Below are 16,913 nucleotides of genomic sequence, written 5' to 3' on the forward strand. Positions count from 1 at the left end.
ACAGCCCCCGTGAATGCCACCGGTTGTCGGTCGGACCGGTAGAATGGAGGAGGACTCAAGGACACGTCCGGTTTGCGTCACCCCCGGTCCAGCGGGCCGGTTTCCCTGGGCGGGCGCATCGGGGCACTCACGACGGTGACGGGCACGGCAGGGGCAGCCGATCCACGGCGTAGCTTCGCCGCGTGTCCGCGGCAGGAGGATTTCGCACTTGTCCTACGACGCTAGCTCTATCACCGTTCTCGAAGGGCTGGAAGCGGTCCGCAAGCGGCCCGGCATGTACATCGGTTCGACCGGTGAGCGCGGGCTGCACCACCTGGTCCAGGAGATCGTCGACAACGCGGTCGACGAGGCGCTGGCCGGCCACAACGACCTGATCGAGGTCACCCTGCTCGCCGACGGCGGCGTGCGCGTGATGGACCACGGACGCGGCATCCCCGTGGGCATCGTCGCCGCCGAGGGCAGGCCCGCCGTCGAGGTCGTCTTCACCGTGCTGCACGCCGGCGGCAAGTTCGACAGCAAGTCGTACGCCGTCTCGGGCGGCCTGCACGGCGTCGGCGCGTCGGTCGTCAACGCCCTGTCGACCCGCCTGGAGGTCGAGGTCCGCACCGACGGCCACGTGTGGCGCCAGAAGTACCTGACGGCCAAGCCGACCGGGCCGCTGCAGAAGGGCGAGCCGACCGAGGACCACGGCACCACGATCAGCTTCTGGCCCGACGAGGGGATCTTCGAGACCGTCACCTGGAACTTCGAGACGCTGGCGCGCCGCTTCCAGGAGATGGCCTTCCTCAACAAGGGCCTCACGATCAGGCTCACCGACGAGCGGCCCGACCACATCATCGACGGCGAGTCCAAGGTCGTCACGTACTACTACGAGGGCGGCCTGTCCGACTTCGTCACCCATCTGAACTCGAAGAAGGACCCGATCCACAACTCGGTCGTCGACTTCGAGGAGCACGGCGACGGCATCTCGGTTGAGATCGCCATGCAGTGGAACGCCTCCTACAGCGAGTCGGTCTACACTTTCGCCAACACGATCAACACCGCCGAGGGCGGCACCCACGAGGAGGGCTTCCGCGCCGCGCTGACGACCATCGTCAACCGGTACGCGCGCGAGCAGAAGTTCCTCAAGGAGGGCAAGGACGACAACCTCAGCGGCGACGACGTCCGCGAGGGGCTCGCCGCGATCATCTCGGTGAAGCTGGCCGACCCGCAGTTCGAGGGCCAGACCAAGACCAAGCTGGGCAACACCGAGGCGAAGTCGTTCGTCCAGAAGGCCTGCAACGACCACCTGCGCGACTGGTTCGAGCGCAACCCGGGCGAGGCCAAGGAGATCATCAACAAGTCGCTGCAGGCCTCCCGGGCCCGCATCGCGGCCCGCCAGGCGCGCGACCTCACCCGCCGCAAGTCGCTGCTGGAGAGCGGCAGCGGGCTCCCCGGCAAACTGGCCGACTGCCAGTGGTCGGAGCCGGAGAAGTGCGAGCTGTTCATCGTCGAGGGCGACTCGGCCGGCGGCTCGGCCAAGGGCGGGCGCGACCCCAAGTTCCAGGCGATCCTCCCGCTGCGCGGCAAGATCCTGAACGTCGAGAAGGCCCGGATCGACAAGGTCCTCAAGAACAACGAGGTCCAGGCGCTGATCACGGCCCTCGGCACCGGCGTGCACGACGAGTTCGACATCTCGAAGCTGCGCTACCACAAGCTGATCCTCATGGCGGACGCCGACGTGGACGGCCAGCACATCACGACGCTGCTGCTGACGCTGCTGTTCCGCTTCATGCGGCCGCTGATCGAGGCGGGCCACGTCTACCTGTCCCAGCCTCCGCTGTACAAGATCAAGTGGGACCGCAAGGGCGAGGACGCGTCGTACGCGTACTCCGACCGGGAGCGGGACTCGATCATCGAGGAGGGCGTCGGCCGCGGCCGGCGCGATCCCCGGCTCCACGACGGCGTGCAGCGGTTCAAGGGTCTGGGCGAGATGAACGCCTCCCAGCTGTGGGAGACCACGATGAACCCCGGCACCCGCGTGCTCCGCCAGGTCACCCTCGACGACGCCGCCCAGGCCGACGACATGTTCAGCGTGCTCATGGGTGAGGACGTCGAGGCGCGCAGGAATTTCATCATCACCAATGCCCGTGACGTCCGCTTCCTTGACGTCTGAGCGGCGCGGATAACCAGAAGGACTTTTCGTGACGGAAGTGAACACGCCGCCTGGGCCCCCCGCCGATCGGATCGAGCCGGTCGACATCCAGGCCGAGATGCAGCGCAGCTACATGGACTACGCGATGTCCGTCATCGTGTCCCGCGCGCTGCCGGACGTCCGCGACGGCCTCAAGCCCGTGCACCGCCGCGTGCTGTACGCGATGTTCGACGGCGGCTACCGGCCCGACCGCGGCTACTTCAAGTGCTCCCGGGTCGTCGGCGACGTCATGGGCTCCTACCACCCCCACGGCGACACGTCGATCTACGACACCGTCGTACGGCTCGCGCAGCCGTGGTCGCTGCGCTACCCGCTCGTCGACGGGCAGGGCAACTTCGGCTCGCCGGGCAACGACCCGGCCGCGGCGATGCGGTACACCGAGTGCCGCCTCGCGCCGATCGCCATGGAGATGCTCCGGGACATCGACAAGGAGACCGTCGACTTCCAGCCCAACTACGACGGGCGGTCGCAGGAGCCGGTCGTCCTTCCGTCGCGGTTCCCGAACCTGCTGGTCAACGGGGCGGCCGGCATCGCGGTCGGCATGGCGACCAACATCCCGCCGCACAACCTCCGGGAGGTCGGCGGCGCCGTCATGTGGGCGCTCGAGAACCCCGAGGCGTCCGACGAGGAACTGCTCGACGGGGCGCTCGCGCGGGTCAAGGGCCCCGACTTCCCCACCGGCGCGCTGATCGTCGGCCGCCGCGGCATCGAGGACGCCTACCGCACGGGCCGCGGCTCGATCATCATGCGGGCCGTCGTCGAGGTCGAGGAGGACCCCAAGGGGCGGCAGTGCCTGGTGGTCACGGCCCTGCCGTACCAGGTGAACCCGGACAACCTGGCGCTCACGATCGCCGAGCTGGTCCGCGACGGCAAGGTCACCGGCATCGCGGACGTCCGCGACGAGACCTCCTCGCGCACCGGCCAGCGGCTGGTGATCGTGCTCAAGCGCGACGCCGTCGCCAAGGTGGTGCTGAACAACCTCTACAAGCACACCCAGCTCCAGACCACGTTCGGCGCGAACATGATCGCGCTGGTCGACGGGGTGCCGCGGACGCTGCGGCTCGACCAGTTCGTCCGGCACTACATCACGCACCAGATCGAGGTCGTCGTCCGGCGGACCCGGTTCCTGCTGCGCAAGGCCGAGGAGCGGGCGCACATCCTGCGCGGCCTGCTCAAGGCCCTCGACCGGCTGGACGACGTCATCGCCCTGATCAGGCGGTCGCCGTCGGCGGCCGAGGCGCAGGGCGGCCTGATGACGCTGCTGGACATCGACCAGGTGCAGGCGCAGGCCATCCTGGACATGCAGCTGCGCAAGCTGGCCGCGCTGGAGCGGCAGCAGATCCAGGACGAGTACGAAGGCCTGATGACGCAGATCGCCGACTACCAGGACCTCCTGGCCTCCGAGGTCCGGCAGCGCCGGCTCGTGTCGGACGAGCTCGGGGAGATCGTCGCCAGGTACGGCGACGAGCGGAAGACCGAGATCATCGCGTACGAGGGCGACATGTCCATCGAGGACCTGATCGCCGAGGAGGACGTGGTCGTCACGATCACGCGCGGTGGGTACGCGAAGCGGACGAGCACCGACCTCTACCGGGCGCAGAAGCGCGGCGGCAAGGGGGTCAGGGGCGCCCAGCTCCGCCAGGACGACATCGTGGAGCACTTCTTCGTGACCACGACGCACCACTGGCTGCTGGCGTTCACGAACAAGGGCCGGGTCTACCGGTTCAAGGCGTACGAACTGCCGGACTCGGGGCGGGACGCGCGCGGCCAGCACCTGGCCAACCTGCTCGCCATGCAGCCCGACGAGCACGTGATGGAGATCCTCGACCTGCGGGACTACAACGTCGCGCCGTACCTGGTGCTGGCGACCCGCAGCGGCCTGGTGAAGAAGACGCGGCTTTCCGAATACGATTCGCCGCGTTCCGGTGGCCTGATCGCGATCAACCTGCGCGAGGATGACGAGGTGATCGCCGCCCGTCTCGTGTCCGAGGGTGACGACCTGCTGCTCGTGTCCAAGAACGCGCAGTCGATCAGGTTCACCGCCTCGGACGACGCGTTGCGCCCGATGGGCCGCGCGACCAGCGGCGTGATCGGCATGCGGTTCATCGACGGTGACGAACTTCTCGCGATGAATGTCATGGGCGACGGCGACGACGTGTTGATCGCGACCGAGGGCGGGTATGCGAAGCGGACACCCGCCGACCAGTACCCGGTGCAGGGCCGGGGCGGCAAGGGCGTCCTGACGGCGAAGATTGTCAGTGCTCGTGGCAAGCTGGTCGGTGCCGTCATGGTGCGTCCCGAGGACGAGGTCTTCGCGATCACCTCTGCCGGCGGGGTGATCCGTACCAGCGCGGGCCAGATCAAGCAGTCGGGCCGCCAGACCATGGGCGTCCGCCTGATGAATCTGGCCGAGGGCGACAGTGTCGTCGCTCTCGCTCGTAACGCCGAGGCGCTGGTGGCCGAGGAGAACGCCGACTCGTCGGTGACCGAGGAGAACGGGGCAGGAGACGAGGCATGAGCGAGCGCAGCGGGCGAATCGATGAGCACAGTGCGATTCGCGAATGCGGACTCGAGCCGTCAGGCGAGGGTGTGGCATGAGCGACAGCGGCGGGGCACCGACCCCCGGCAGCGCCAGGCAGAAACCGGCGGGCGCCCGTCCGGCGGCGGCGTCCTCCAGCGGCGTTACCGCGCGGGCACAGGATGGCGGTAGCGTCCCCAGGGTGGCTTCCGAAGGAGATGACGTGACCGCCGCCGACAAGGCGAAGGCCGAAGACACCATGCGCATCCGGACCACGGCCGCCGACCAGCCGTGGAAGCGGCCGGCGACCGCGGCCGGCGCCACCGAGAACGGCAGGCCCGAGAAGGGCAGGCCCGGCAGCGGCGGACCCGACGGCGGCGCCACGGCGCAGTATCCCCGGCCCGCCGGGGTGGCCGCGGCCGCCCCCGTTGTGGACGGCGCCCGGGCGCCTGTGGACAACGGCGCCAAGATGGACGGCGGGTCCGTACGCGGGCTCACCTTCGGCCCCGACGGCGGGGACCGCGCCGAGGCCGCCAAGGGCAGGGACAAGAAGCCCGGAGCCGGTGTCCGCGCGCCGCGCAAGGCCCACCTGGTGCTGCGCCGGGTCGAGCCGTGGTCGGCGATGAAGTTCAGCTTCGTCGTCTCGCTGGTGTGTTTCGTCGTGCTGTTCGTGGCCGTCGCGGTGCTGTACGGCGTGCTCTCGGCGCTGGGCGTGTTCACCTCGATCACCGACACCGTCATGCAGCTCACCACGAGCGGCGGCGTGGCGGGCAAGGGCGTCGGCACCATCGACATCCGCGGCTGGTTCGAGCCGGTCCGCATCCTCGGGTACGCGGCCCTGCTCGGCGCGCTGAACGTCGTCCTCATCACCGCGCTGTCCACCCTCGGCGCCGTGATCTACAACATCTCCGCGGACCTCGTCGGGGGCGTCGAGGTCACCTTCAGCGAAGCGGAGTGATCCCCTCGTACGGCGGGCCGCCCTGAGCGGCCGGCCGTACGAGGCGGCACCGCGCTTCGCGGTACGACCACCGGGCCGTACACGGTAAGCTTTTCCTCGTCCGGAAGCGGATTCGCAACCGGAAACCGGATGCGGTAACGTTCGTTGCGCATCGCGGGGCTATAGCTCAGACGGTTAGAGCGCTTCCCTGATAAGGAAGAGGTCCCAGGTTCAAGTCCTGGTAGCCCCACCACAAACCACCAGCTCAGAGGCCAGTTCCCAAGATCCGGGACCTGGCCTTTTGATCGTTTGTTAGTCACTCGTTAGCGGGATCAGCCTCGACCAGGTGACATAGATCAGCCCACATCGAAAGTTCGTGACACCTGGTCTCCCGTGTCAGGGGCGGAAATTGAACGCGGCAAGGTCAGAACCGCCCTCGTACTCGACCTCGTCGTGCACCGTGCCCAGCTGGTCTGCTCAAGGTCTCAAGAGTCCTCGATTGCCTTCGCGGACGACGGACTCACCCCGACGCTCGGTCACCTCTCAGGCGTCATCTTTCCGGGCGGCCGCGCGGATCGCGGCGATCTCGTTCGGCGACGCCTCGAATGAGTAGGTGTCCGTCCGGTATCCGCGCGGGTTCTGGCTCACGTGGTAGTCGTCCTGCGGCACAACGAACTCGCTGTGGTCGAAGAGGCTGCTGTCGACCCCGTCCTTACGTAGCTGCCGCGCAACCTCGGTCGGATAGCGGTCGAGAGCGGTAAGGTCGGCCCACTGCTTCGGCCGCGGCGGGTACACGTGTTGCGCGGCCGGCGAGCCTGTAGGCGGCTACGGCGAGCGCCACAAGAGGCAAAGGCGGGATCATCTGCGCCAGCACCACGACCTGGGGACCGACCGCGGCGATTCGCGAACCGATGATGACAGCGAGCGTGGCCATCATCAGCGGAGTCATCGTTCCGGCCGTGACCCCCTCGGCCACCTGGCCGGCGCTGTGAGGGCGCGAGTGTCCGCACGTCACCGCGGCGGCCAGCGGCATGACGATGAGCACGAGGAAGGACTCCACGAACGGGGTGATCTCTACCATGGCCAGCACGTCATAGCCGGTCAGGACCTCCGTGTCGATGTCTTCGGGGTCTCCGGCAACGTAGCCGCGGCAGATCCTGCCGCTGATGCCGCGCAGTGCCGGAACGGCAATCCCGGCGGCAATCACGATCCACTGCGGCCCGTTGTGCCGGGCCCGCGTCACCAGCAAACGCCAGACCGAGTCGCGGGCCGGGTTCGAGCAGGAGGGGTGGATCAGCACATCCCGCAGCTCGATCAGCGACATCCGCCGGCCGAGAGAGTGGGAGCGGCAGTAGCCGTAGCTGGCCCAGCTGGTCAGGTTCGAGCGAGCGTGCTCGTCCACGGGGACCGCCTGGTCTAGGTCGCCAGAGGAGAGGTGAGTGCGGCTGCTCTGATCACATTGATCATCTGCGTGCGCTTCGCAGATCCAGGGGGCGTAATTTCGACGTGCTACGCCCAGAATATGTAGCCCGGGAAATCAAGTCACGATCCGGCGACATCACCCAGCCCAAGGGAGATCTCGAACCATACGGACTTGCCGTTCCGTGCGGGGCGGGCTCCCCACCGCTTGGCGAGTTGGCCTACAAGGCGGAGGCCTGTTGGGCCGGGCTCGCCTTGGTCGGCGAGGCGAGGCATGCGGAGGTCTTGATCGAAGACATCGACCCAGACGGACTGAGCGCCACGGCGCACGCGGAGGGTGAACTCCGACTCAGCAAACGGCTTGCCGACTGCGTGCTGGACGGCGTTGGTAACTAGCTCCTTGACCAGGGAGCTGGCTGTACGAATCTGCTCGTCGTGGATCTGCCAGGTGCTGAGAGTCGATGAGACCAGCGTGACGGCCTCAGCAACCGTGGCAGGCTCGGCTGGGAAGGTGCGTACCACCTCGTCGAGCTCATGATTGCTAGTACGGAGCACCAAGATGACCATGTCGTCGTCGGGATCACCGGGCACTGCGATCGTCGCGGCGTCGGCGATGCGCTCCACAGGAGCGTCGGCGACCGCGGAGAGCTTCTTGAGGAGTACGTCCGTTGCGTCCCAGAGGCCGCCCTTAGAACCATTGGATCTCCTGACCACGAGGCCGTCGGTGTAGAGCAGGAGCGCTGAGCCAGACGGCAAGGTGCGTGTCACTTCCTTGTAGCGCGGATCGACGGACGATATGCCGAGTGGGGGGCCGACCTCTGTGATGTCGAGTTCGACGCAGACTCCTTCGTGGAGCAACAAGGGGGGCGCGTGACCGGCACTGGCGTATGAAAGTTGGCGTAACCAGGGGTCGTAGACGAGGTACTGACAGGTGACGATCGGCGGGGCGACGCTCTCGGAATGCATGGTCATGGCCTGCGTCCATTCGTCCAGGCGAGTGAGGATCTCGGCTGGCGGGAGTTCGGCATGGGCGAGGGTGCCCAGGAGGACCCGGAGCTGCCCCATGAGCGCCGCCGCTCGGGGACCTCTGCCTTCGACGTCCCCGACCACGAAGGCCACGCGGCCAGCGGACAGGGGAATTATGTCCCACCAGTCACTGCTCATCTGGCTGGGCAGTTGAGTGCTGTGGCCGGGGTAGTACCGCAGCGCCGTGTCGAGCCCGTCGAGCCCGGGCAGATACCGGGGCAGCAGGTGTCGGATTAATTCCCTCGCTGTCTCAGCCTGCTGCTCCAGGAGAAGAGCGTTGTCCGCGAAGAGCTCCACTCGGGAGGCGACGACACTAATCAGATCACGCTCCGGCAGGCTAAGGACCCTGGTCGTGGAGCCGAGCGCCAGGAGCCCCAAATTGGCACCCCGTGCACGGAGCGGAGTGATGATGGCGGACTTCACGCCGACCCGGTCACACCAATTCGTGGCGTTCATGAGGGTAGGGGTGAGGATCTCTTCGGGAGGAGCGTCGGCAGGCCATATGTCGGGGACTGAGACCTGACGCGACTCAATGCGGATGAGGCAGCGATCGCCGAGACGTGGTACTAAGACGTCGATGACCTCCTGAAGGCCTTCGGTGAGATCCGTGGCGGCGTTGAGTAGATGGCCGATCTCTTCCACGAGTGCCAACCGTTCCTGAGCGAAGTCGTCTGGCGCCGACCTGGCGAACAGGACGACGCCGGTGACTTGCCCTGTAACGCCAGTCAGTGGCATTGCTTGGGTGCGGACCCTGGCTCCGGCACCCTCAAGGGTCCCTTCCCACAGACATCCGCTCTCGCAGACCTGGAAGATGATCCCGGCTGCCGTCATGCCGTCCTTCTCGCCCATAGCCGTCAGGAACGATGGAGGGGACCCTAGCTCATGAGGGCCGAAAACCTGCTCAGCGAAGGGATTCCAGCGGAGTGCATTGCCGAAGCGGTCCAGGACCACAACGGCCATGTCCGTCTGGTCCAGGATCGTGGCGATGGATAAGGCGTCTGGCCCGGACGCGTAGGCCAGCGCGGTTGCCGCCAGGCTTGCAGAGATCCGGCGCCTAGGTCCTTCTGTCTGCTGCTTAACATCCACGAGATAGTCGAAGACGGTCACGAAGTCACCGGAGCCGGTCGGGGAGAGCAAGGCAGTGGTGGTGCCGGGCATCGGGATCGTCGCCCATTCCCAAGCGGCTTCCAATGGCTCAGGAAGCAGGAGGCGGCCACCCCGTTCAGCCAGATACTCCTCGTGGAGCTCCTCAAGCATCCTTTTCGGCAAGGGTTTGGTGAACCCGGCGTGGAAGCAATCGATTGCGGCGGCGACGAGGGCGGCGCCGCGCGGATTGGGCCCGTCCCACGCGTCGGCGTAGCGGCGCTGCAGCGCCGGTCCCGAAGCCAGATACTCGGCGATGCCGTACTCGTCAGCGTGCCTGAGAGCGGCCTCGATCCGGAGATCGTCGGTCAGTTGCCGGGCACGATCTAGCTCATCAGGACTGAACCGGCGATCGAGATGCACCTCATGGGCTTGGTCGAGGACCTCTCGAACCTGGCGGGTGCCCAGCTGCGCCGCGTCCCCTAGCGCCGCTTGGCTTTGCAGCATCTCCGCCCGCTGCAAGCTCCGCAGCGTGGCCAGGATGACTCGATGATGGTCGGTCCCGGCGACCAAGCGGGTGATGTGGTCGCGGGTAAGCCCGCCGGGCCGGAGGTAGCGTTCGAGGTCGTTCAACCAGAGGACGGACTTACGGCTCTGCGCCGCCCGGTCGATGGCGGCAGGGAGGGCTCCCTGGTCTCTGGGGACGATCAGGAGGTGGTCCGGCAGGACGCTCTGCAGCGCCTCGAAGGCTGCCCGGGACTTGCCGGAAGTCGAGTGACCGACCAGCAGGATGAACCCCGCACGGGAAAGGCATTCGCGCAGAGCCGCGTCCTGATCGCGGGGTATGTAGGTAGGCGCCGTCGAGTCACCGGAGAGGGCAATAGCGCGGTGCACACCCAGCGCGACTGGGTCACGGATCTGGTTGACACGTGGAAACTGTCCGTCAGCCAGCACGAGACAACCGTCTTGAAGGGCATGCCTGGCGGCGTCCTGCCGCGCGAATGCCGCCTTGTAACGCTCTTGCCATACTGCGCCCAGGACAACCACCACGGCCGCGACGGCGATAGCCGCGCTCACCACCACGGGATTATCGACCTTGATTGCCGAAACCACGGCAGGGACCGACGCGAGAAGCGCACATCCTACGACGACGAGCAGGACTCGCTGCCTTCGCCATCGAGGTGACATCACCGATCACCTTTCGACCGATTCGGACTATCAGGGTTGCAGACCCTTCCCCGAAAGGCAGGGCAAGCCAGTAGACGAGACGTACCCGTTACGGCAAGGTGTGTAATCTGCGCGGTGGTCGGCCCAGCCGTGAGTGCCAATTGTTATGGGGCGGAGCTTGGCACCAAATATGCTCCTCAGCCTGGATCCACCGCGTGATTTCTTTGATCGATTCTCGGTCCAATTCCTCTACGAGGGCCGTTTCCGCTGGTGAAGTGTTGTTTCCGGGCATGTGAGGGCGGCTGCGCGCGGGTCGCAGCTTGTCCACATGTCCGAGGGCTTGGGAGCGGGGTTCATGCGCCGATGGCGCGGGTGACCGTCGTGGTCGTGGTGGAGCCGGCGGTGACCGAGGGCTTCGGCGGGTCAGGCCACCAGCGTGGGCGGCGGGTCGTGGACGGCGTCGAAGACGTTCATCCACGCGCTCTGCCAGCGCCAATGCCGCGGCAGGTGCAGGGTGATGTGACCGCGTCCGTGGCGGGCGATCCGGGCGGGCACGCAGATCAGGTGACGGCGCAGGGTAGCGCCGCGGGCACGGGCGTGAACGGGTCCGGCCAGGCAACCGGCGGCGCGCAGCAGATTGTGGGCGATCGCGGCGCAAGTCAGCCAGGCGGCGTTGGCGTTGAAGTCGCCTGAGGGCATGTGGGCGAGCGGGCCGCAGGCCAGGTCGGCGAAGATCTGCTCGACGATCGCGTGGTCACGATGCTGCTCTTCGGCCTGGAGGAGGTGGAACGGACTGTCGGTGAACACCGCGTGATACCGGTAGGTGCTGAACAACTCGTCCTGGCCGATCCCGGCGTGGGGGTTGAGCCGTTTGACCCGGCGTACGATCAGCCGGGCCGTTGTGGCCTGCTTCTTCTTCGACGCGAACGCCGTGTAGGGAACTTCGGCGATCTCGGCGTCGGAGACCCAGCATCCGGCCTGCTCATCGAAGATCGCGTCCGGGTAGGCGATCGCCGTCCAGGCGTCCTGATCGATGGCGGCGATCGCCGCCTTGATCTTGCGGTCCATCTTCGCGGTGACGGAGAAGTGCGCGCCCGCGCGGCGGCAGGCGGCGATGACGCCCGCCGCGTAGAACGCCGAGTCGCCGCGCACGAGGAGGATGCCGGTGGCGCCCGCCGCCCGCGCGGCCGTTATCGACTCGGCCGCGAACGATTCCGCGCCGCGGGCGGAGTTCGCCTTCCCGCCGCGTAGCCGGGTGCCGGTGATGACCGGGGCGGCCAGCGGCGTCGACAGCACCGAGGCCAGCACGTTCAACCCGCGCACCAGCACACTCTTGCCCTGGATTTTGGTGTGGCCGAACCCGGTGCCCTGCTTGGCGTATCCGTAGGTCCGTTTCTGTGTCGAGTCCACATCCAGGAACGCGACGGTGCCGGCTCCGGGAAGCAGCGGCGTATGCGCGGCGAGCCGGGCCGGCAGCATCCGGGAGACCTTGCCGAGCTGGCGGACGTTTCCCCAGTTCATGCAGCGCAGGAACGAGCCGAGGGTGGACGGGGCGCGGATACCGTCGAACAGCGTGCCCATGCCGCCGTGCCGCAGCGTGTCCAGATCGTCGATGGAGTCGGCTCCGGCGAGCATCCCGGCGACGATGGACCCGATTTTCAGCGGCGCGTTCACGCCGAGCCGGTCGGCGATCGCCACGTGCTCGCCCACCAGTGCGGCCAGGCCGCACCGCTCGGCCAGTCGCATCGCCGGCACCAGCCCCGCGTACGCGACCAGGTGCTCCTCATCGAAGCTCGCATGAGTGTTGGCCGGGGCGTGAGAAACTAGCACTTGAGAGGTGTCCTCTTGATCTGGTTGACGGAAGCCTGAAGAACTCCCATCATCCCAGGTCGGAGGGCACCTCCTCCTCATTTCAAGGCATTTTCCTCAGATTCGGCTCGGTGGATCCAGGCTCAGAAAGCTTCAGGATGGGGAGGGTTCGGGCGCATAGGCTCCGTGCTTGCCATACCGCTTCATGAAACGTGCCCAGTTGGCGGCAGCCGCCCACCGGCAGGAGCGGGACGACCCCAGACTCCAGAAACATCTGCGCTGGCCGCATGCGGCACCACCTCCTGGAGAAGATCACCGACCAGGGCCTCCTCCCGGACGAGACGGCGTCGGTGCGCGGCCTGACCCTACAGAGGCGGCCCGGCTCCCGGTGTAGGGGCGGGCCGCCGACGTCGTGTGGCAGGAGACCGCTTTCCCCAACGATGCGGGGTGGTCGCTTACTCCTTTGGCGGGTACAGCTTGTCGAACGACTTACCGATCAGCGCCGAGCACCACCGGGCCACGCTGTGCGCGCTCCCCCCGACAATGGAGGACACCATGCCGGCGGCTTCCTGGAACTGGATGGCTGCCCCGGCCACAGTAAGCAGCACCACGGTGTAGACGTACCAGACAAGGACTAGGCGCATTTGCTCCGGGGTCAGGCCGGTTGAAGACACGATCTCTTCGACATGCGCCGACTCAAGCAATGCGGCGACGTCCGAGGTGACCACACCGCGCTTGTTAGGCACGGCCGTGGCGGAAGCGGGCGGGCTGGGCGGCGACAGAGGCATCGCTTGCAGGATCCGGGCGAAGTCCGGTAGCCCGGCGAACGCCGTGTCTAGCTTCGCGGTGAGCGCCGCCAGCGCATCCCCAGCGAGTTTGAGGTCGCTGAGAGGAGCCCTAGTTAGTTCCCGAATGGCCTTCTTGGCGGGGGACTCGGCCAGCAGATCAGCGAAGGGGTTCGCGCGTTCTGGGAATCGCAGGCCAGCAGTGAGTTCGGTGAGCTGGGTTGCGGCCGTTTCCCGGAGGGCCTTCTGCACTGGGGACTCGACCAGTACGTCGGCGAACAGGTCCACGAACCGCGAAGACTGGAGGTCCAGCTCAATACGAGCGCTTACCCGTTCCACAATGTCAGCCATCGTCCGAGGGGGCATCACGGACTCTACGAGATCACCAATCCGCTGCTGAAGGGACGTGCTCGACGGTGCCAGGGCCTTGAACAGGTCCTCCTGTTGCCGTAGCTCAGCGGCGATTCCGGTGATTTCCGAACCCGGGTCCGCCGTCTTATCGGTCATAGCGGGACTCTAGCTGCCCCAACCGACAGCCCGTCTCCGCCTGACGGCGGACCGGACCACGAGGAGTCCCCACGCAGATGGTGCTCGATTCGTGATACGAAACGCCTGTGATTCTGCAGTCACGTCCTCGTGCAGGAACACCAGGGCCTCCACGCCGACCGCTCCCGGCTCCGCATTTCCACGCCTGAGTCGAAGCCGCCACCTGGAGCCGCTGGCAACGGCCGCTTGCAACACGGCCGCCTCGGGCCACTCAGCTTCTGTCTCCTCGACGGCACGGCGGCGTCGCTGTACAAGCACCTCCCGACCCAACCCGCTCGAACGGGGGGACTCGGCGCGCTGGCTGAGCTGTCAGCGACGGCCGTCTCCGCCGGCCTCCGCGCCCTCGCTAAGCACGGCTTGGCCGAACGCCGGCAGGGCGGGTGGGCGCGTGAGTCCTCCGACCTCGCCCGCGTGGCCGAGCAGCTCGGTCGTTGCCGCGGTGCTTGCGGATCCCGCCCCGCCCAGGGAAGCGGCGGTTGCGACGCTCGCGCTTGGGGGGACTGCTGGAGGCGGTCGAACACCGTCTTTTCAGAGGTGGCCGCAGCGGCCAGCACCTCGCTTGCCCACGTGGGGTTCGTCTTCCCGTCTTCACTGGGCGTCACCGTTGAGAAGTCGCAGCAGGTCTGGCGTCGAGACCCGATAGAGGTCCCCGATGCGGAGGGTCCGGACGGGGAACTCGTCCTTCTTGGCCAGCTCGTAGGCCTTGGTGCGGCCGATGCCGAGGATCCTTGCGGCGGTCATGAGGTCGAGCGTCGGCGGCAGATCCTGCAGGTCCCGGAGGGTGATGTCCTTCATTCGATGCCCCCAGCCTTTGCCGATGCCTCACGGATACGCGCGACCGCGAGCTTGCAGTAGTCCGCGTTGAGTTCGATGCCGATGAACTGCCGGTCGAGTTGCCGGGCGGCAAGAGCCGTTGTTGCCGCTCCGGAAAACGGGTCCAGGACGGTGCCGCTGGGGCGGCAGCCGGCGGCAATGGCGCGGAGCGGGATGTCGATCGGGAACGGGGCGAAGTGGGCGCCACGGTAGGGCCTGGTGGAGATGGTCCAGACGTCGCCGGGGTTGCGGCCGTCCGGGTTGGCCGCGTTAGTGGCGCGGCCGTTCGGGCGGTTGGCGGTGCCGGGCAATGTGCCGGCTGGCTCCGGCGTGCCGGTCGGCGGCCAGGTCGTTTGGATGGCGTTGGCCTTGGTCCCGCCGCGTCGTGCCCGGCGGGAGAGGGATCGGTCGCCGGTGTACTGCTCACGGATGGCGTCGAGGTCGAACCAGTAGAAGCGCTGTTTGACGAGCAGGAAGATCAGCTCGTAGCGGGTGGAGAGCCGGTCCAGGGCCGACTGGGGCATGGCGTTGGGCTTGGACCAGACGATCGCGTTGCGTAGGATCCAGCCGTCGCGCTGGAGGGCGAAAGCGACCCGCCAGGGCATGCCGAGCAGGTTCTTGGGCGGCACGATGCGACGGGAGCGGGGCCGTACGGTCGGCTGCCGCTGGTTGTAGCTGGTGCCGCGGGCGTAGCCGTCGGAGTTGGCGGCGTACATGTCGCCGAGGTTGAGCCAGCAGGTGCCGTCGTTGGCGAGGACCCGCCGGGCTTCGGCGAAGGTGGCGCGGAGGTTTTCTACGTAGTCGTCCGGTGTGGGCTCCTGGCCGTACTGGCCGCGGCCGTAGTCCCGCAGCCCGTAGTAGGGCGGGCTGGTCACCAGGCAGTCCACGGAGCGGTCGGGCATCTCAGACAGCACGTCGCGGGCGTCGCCGAGGTGCAGGGTGGTGTGGTCGTCTCGCCAGTACGGGACCCTCATCGCACCTCCCCCTGCACGGAGAGAGCCCTCATGTGAGGACCGGCCGAGGCGGGCTGGTGAGGGACCTGTCGCCAGGTCGTGTTCGTTGCCTTCATTTCTGTTCCGGGGCGGAACTCAGATACGCGCTTCGAGTGCAGCAGTGGTCTCCGGCACCGCTCCGGCGTAAGCCGTTAACCCTGGTGGAAGCACCTGCGTACCTTTGGCGTCGCTCCGGCGGACGCCCGCCGATATACCGCACCACCAAACGCCAGAGGCGTGCCAGAAGCAGCCGGGGACTGGCGCCGGAGCCGTGCCAGAGGCGCCTCCTACAACCGGGTTCGACGAAGCGAAATCCCTCTCGCCGTGGAGAACCCGATGCCTACGAACCCATCCGACTTGGCCGGCCCGGACCGGTCACCCTTGGACATCGCCGAGCGGGCCTTCCGGATGCTCGCCTGTGCGCCCAGCAGCCTCGCCGTCGACGGCAGACAGGTCGGGCACGACCTGCCCCGCCGGCGAATGCTGCTGATCGAGCTGCGGGATGTGCTGATCCACCCCTCCTGCTCGAACGCCGCCCGCGACGCGGTCTGGCGGTTGCTGGTGGCGCGGGCCCGGCAGAACGGGCCGCAGTGGATGGTGAGTGCCGTCGGGGTTGCCGTTCCGGCACTGCGCGGCATCAGCGGCAGGATCTGCCGCGGCTACGTTGCCGGAGACGCGGAAGACATCGACACCGAGGTTCTGACCGCGTTCATCGAGGCGATCCGTACGGTGGACTTCGACCGCCCGGGCGTCTTTCCCAGGATGTGTGCCGTGGCCAAGCGGGCCGGCGAGCGCGCGCGGGAGAACGCGGAGGCCGGAGTCGCCCGGGGCTTTCCGCTCCAGGAATCGGCACCCCCTGCCGTCCCGTGGGGGCATCCGGACCTCGTCCTCCTGGACGCCGTTGCCAAGGGCGTCATCAGCGAGGTCGACGCCGAACTGATCGGCATGACCCGGCTGGAGAAGCGCACCCTGGCCGACGCCGCCCGGGAGTTCGGCCTGACCACCGAGGCCGCCAAGAAGCGCCGCCAGCGGTGCGAGCCGATCCTTGTCGACGCCATTCTGAGCGGCGAGGTCGAGGCAGCCACGTCCCTGACGATCTCCCCTGCCCCTTCTAGAGGGGTGGAGGAGGACGTCTCCATGATTTCCGCGCGGAGCCGGAGCTCGGATACGCAACCCGAGACCGCCACGAGGAAAGGAGGCCGGGGCAGCCTCACCGGCTCCGCGCGGATTCCTCACCTGCCGGCGTTGCGGAAGCCGCGGCGGCACGTCGTCCGCGTGCTGCTCGTCGTCGGCATCGCGGTGGCAATTGTTGCCGTTCTCGTTGCCGCGGCTGTGGCCGATGGCGGCAACGCGACTGCCGTCATTCGCGCCGCGGCTCCGCCGACCCGGCCGGACCAGCTCGAGAAGGTCTTCACCAACCTGCGGAACTGGATCGTCGGGCTGCTCGCCACGCTGGCGACGCTCATGTTCACCATCGGTGGCCTGCGCTACCTGGTCGCCGGCGGGGACCCCGGGGAGGTCCAGAAAGCCAAGGTCGCTTTCAAGGCCGCCGCGCTCGGTTACGCCCTGGCCGTGCTGGCGCCGTTGTTCGTCAACGTGCTCAGGCACGTCGTCGGCGGGTGAC

At 67.5% G+C, this 16,913-nt stretch carries 10 protein-coding genes and 1 tRNA gene; 5 read left to right on the forward strand and 6 right to left on the reverse strand.

The genetic code is table 11. The features are described 5' to 3' along the window. The first annotated feature begins 208 nt into the window (after nt 1-208). The 4 genes from gyrB (at nt 209) to OG344_RS08635 (ending at nt 5,902) form a co-directional block, all read left to right on the forward strand. Nucleotides 209-2,155: a DNA topoisomerase (ATP-hydrolyzing) subunit B gene (gyrB, locus tag OG344_RS08620; protein WP_405087751.1), complete on the forward strand. Its 1,947-nt coding sequence runs from the start codon at nt 209-211 to the stop codon at nt 2,153-2,155. A gap of 28 nt (nt 2,156-2,183) precedes the next feature. Further along, nucleotides 2,184-4,712, forward strand: coding sequence for a DNA gyrase subunit A (gyrA, locus tag OG344_RS08625; protein WP_405087752.1), 2,529 nt, complete (start codon nt 2,184-2,186; stop codon nt 4,710-4,712). Between the two features lie 223 nt (nt 4,713-4,935). Then, the gene (locus OG344_RS08630) at nt 4,936-5,670 is read left to right on the forward strand and encodes a DUF3566 domain-containing protein (protein WP_405087753.1); all 735 of its coding nucleotides are present in this window, start codon (nt 4,936-4,938) and stop codon (nt 5,668-5,670) included. Between the two features lie 155 nt (nt 5,671-5,825). After that, nucleotides 5,826-5,902: transfer RNA gene (locus tag OG344_RS08635), tRNA-Ile, on the forward strand. A gap of 459 nt (nt 5,903-6,361) precedes the next feature. Here the strand turns inward: OG344_RS08635 and OG344_RS08640 are convergent. From OG344_RS08640 to OG344_RS08665, 6 genes are all read right to left on the reverse strand, one after another. Next, nucleotides 6,362-7,051, reverse strand: coding sequence for a hypothetical protein (locus tag OG344_RS08640; RefSeq protein WP_405087754.1), 690 nt, complete (start codon nt 7,049-7,051; stop codon nt 6,362-6,364). Between the two features lie 140 nt (nt 7,052-7,191). Next, entirely contained in the window at nt 7,192-10,290 is a 3,099-nt protein-coding gene (locus tag OG344_RS08645) for a SpoIIE family protein phosphatase (RefSeq protein WP_405087755.1), read from the reverse strand. Nucleotides 10,291-10,767: 477 nt separating this feature from the next. Then, nucleotides 10,768-12,174 (reverse strand): IS1380 family transposase, encoded by a 1,407-nt coding sequence (locus OG344_RS08650; protein ID WP_405087756.1) that lies wholly within the window; start codon nt 12,172-12,174, stop codon nt 10,768-10,770. A 434-nt stretch (nt 12,175-12,608) separates the two neighbouring features. Beyond that, nucleotides 12,609-13,445 carry a hypothetical protein gene (locus OG344_RS08655; protein WP_405087757.1) on the reverse strand — a complete coding sequence of 279 codons (837 nt, stop codon included), beginning with the start codon at nt 13,443-13,445 and terminating at the stop codon, nt 12,609-12,611. Nucleotides 13,446-14,072: 627 nt separating this feature from the next. Further along, nucleotides 14,073-14,279: a helix-turn-helix domain-containing protein gene (locus tag OG344_RS08660; protein ID WP_405087758.1), complete on the reverse strand. Its 207-nt coding sequence runs from the start codon at nt 14,277-14,279 to the stop codon at nt 14,073-14,075. Then, the gene (locus OG344_RS08665; protein WP_405087759.1) at nt 14,276-15,271 is read right to left on the reverse strand and encodes a DNA-methyltransferase; all 996 of its coding nucleotides are present in this window, start codon (nt 15,269-15,271) and stop codon (nt 14,276-14,278) included. Before OG344_RS08665 ends, OG344_RS08660 begins: the two co-directional genes overlap by 4 nt. 399 nt (nt 15,272-15,670) lie before the next feature. On the opposite strand from OG344_RS08665, the gene OG344_RS08670 reads away from it, so the two are divergent. Further along, on the forward strand, nt 15,671-16,912 hold the full coding sequence (locus OG344_RS08670) for a pilin (protein ID WP_405087760.1): 1,242 nt from the start codon (nt 15,671-15,673) through the stop codon (nt 16,910-16,912). Nucleotide 16,913: the final 1 nt, after the last annotated feature.

It is taken from the genome of Microbispora sp. NBC_01389 (assembly GCF_045040095.1).
Taxonomy (GTDB): domain Bacteria; phylum Actinomycetota; class Actinomycetes; order Streptosporangiales; family Streptosporangiaceae; genus Microbispora.

Excerpts from the sequence above, each read along its gene's own strand:
- OG344_RS08655 (WP_405087757.1), bottom strand. The coding sequence starts at position 13,445 with ATGACCGATAAGACGGCGGACCCGGGTTCGGAAATCACCGGAATCGCC.
- OG344_RS08660 (WP_405087758.1), bottom strand. The coding sequence starts at position 14,279 with ATGAAGGACATCACCCTCCGGGACCTGCAGGATCTGCCGCCGACGCTC.
- OG344_RS08665 (WP_405087759.1), bottom strand. The coding sequence starts at position 15,271 with ATGAGGGTCCCGTACTGGCGAGACGACCACACCACCCTGCACCTCGGC.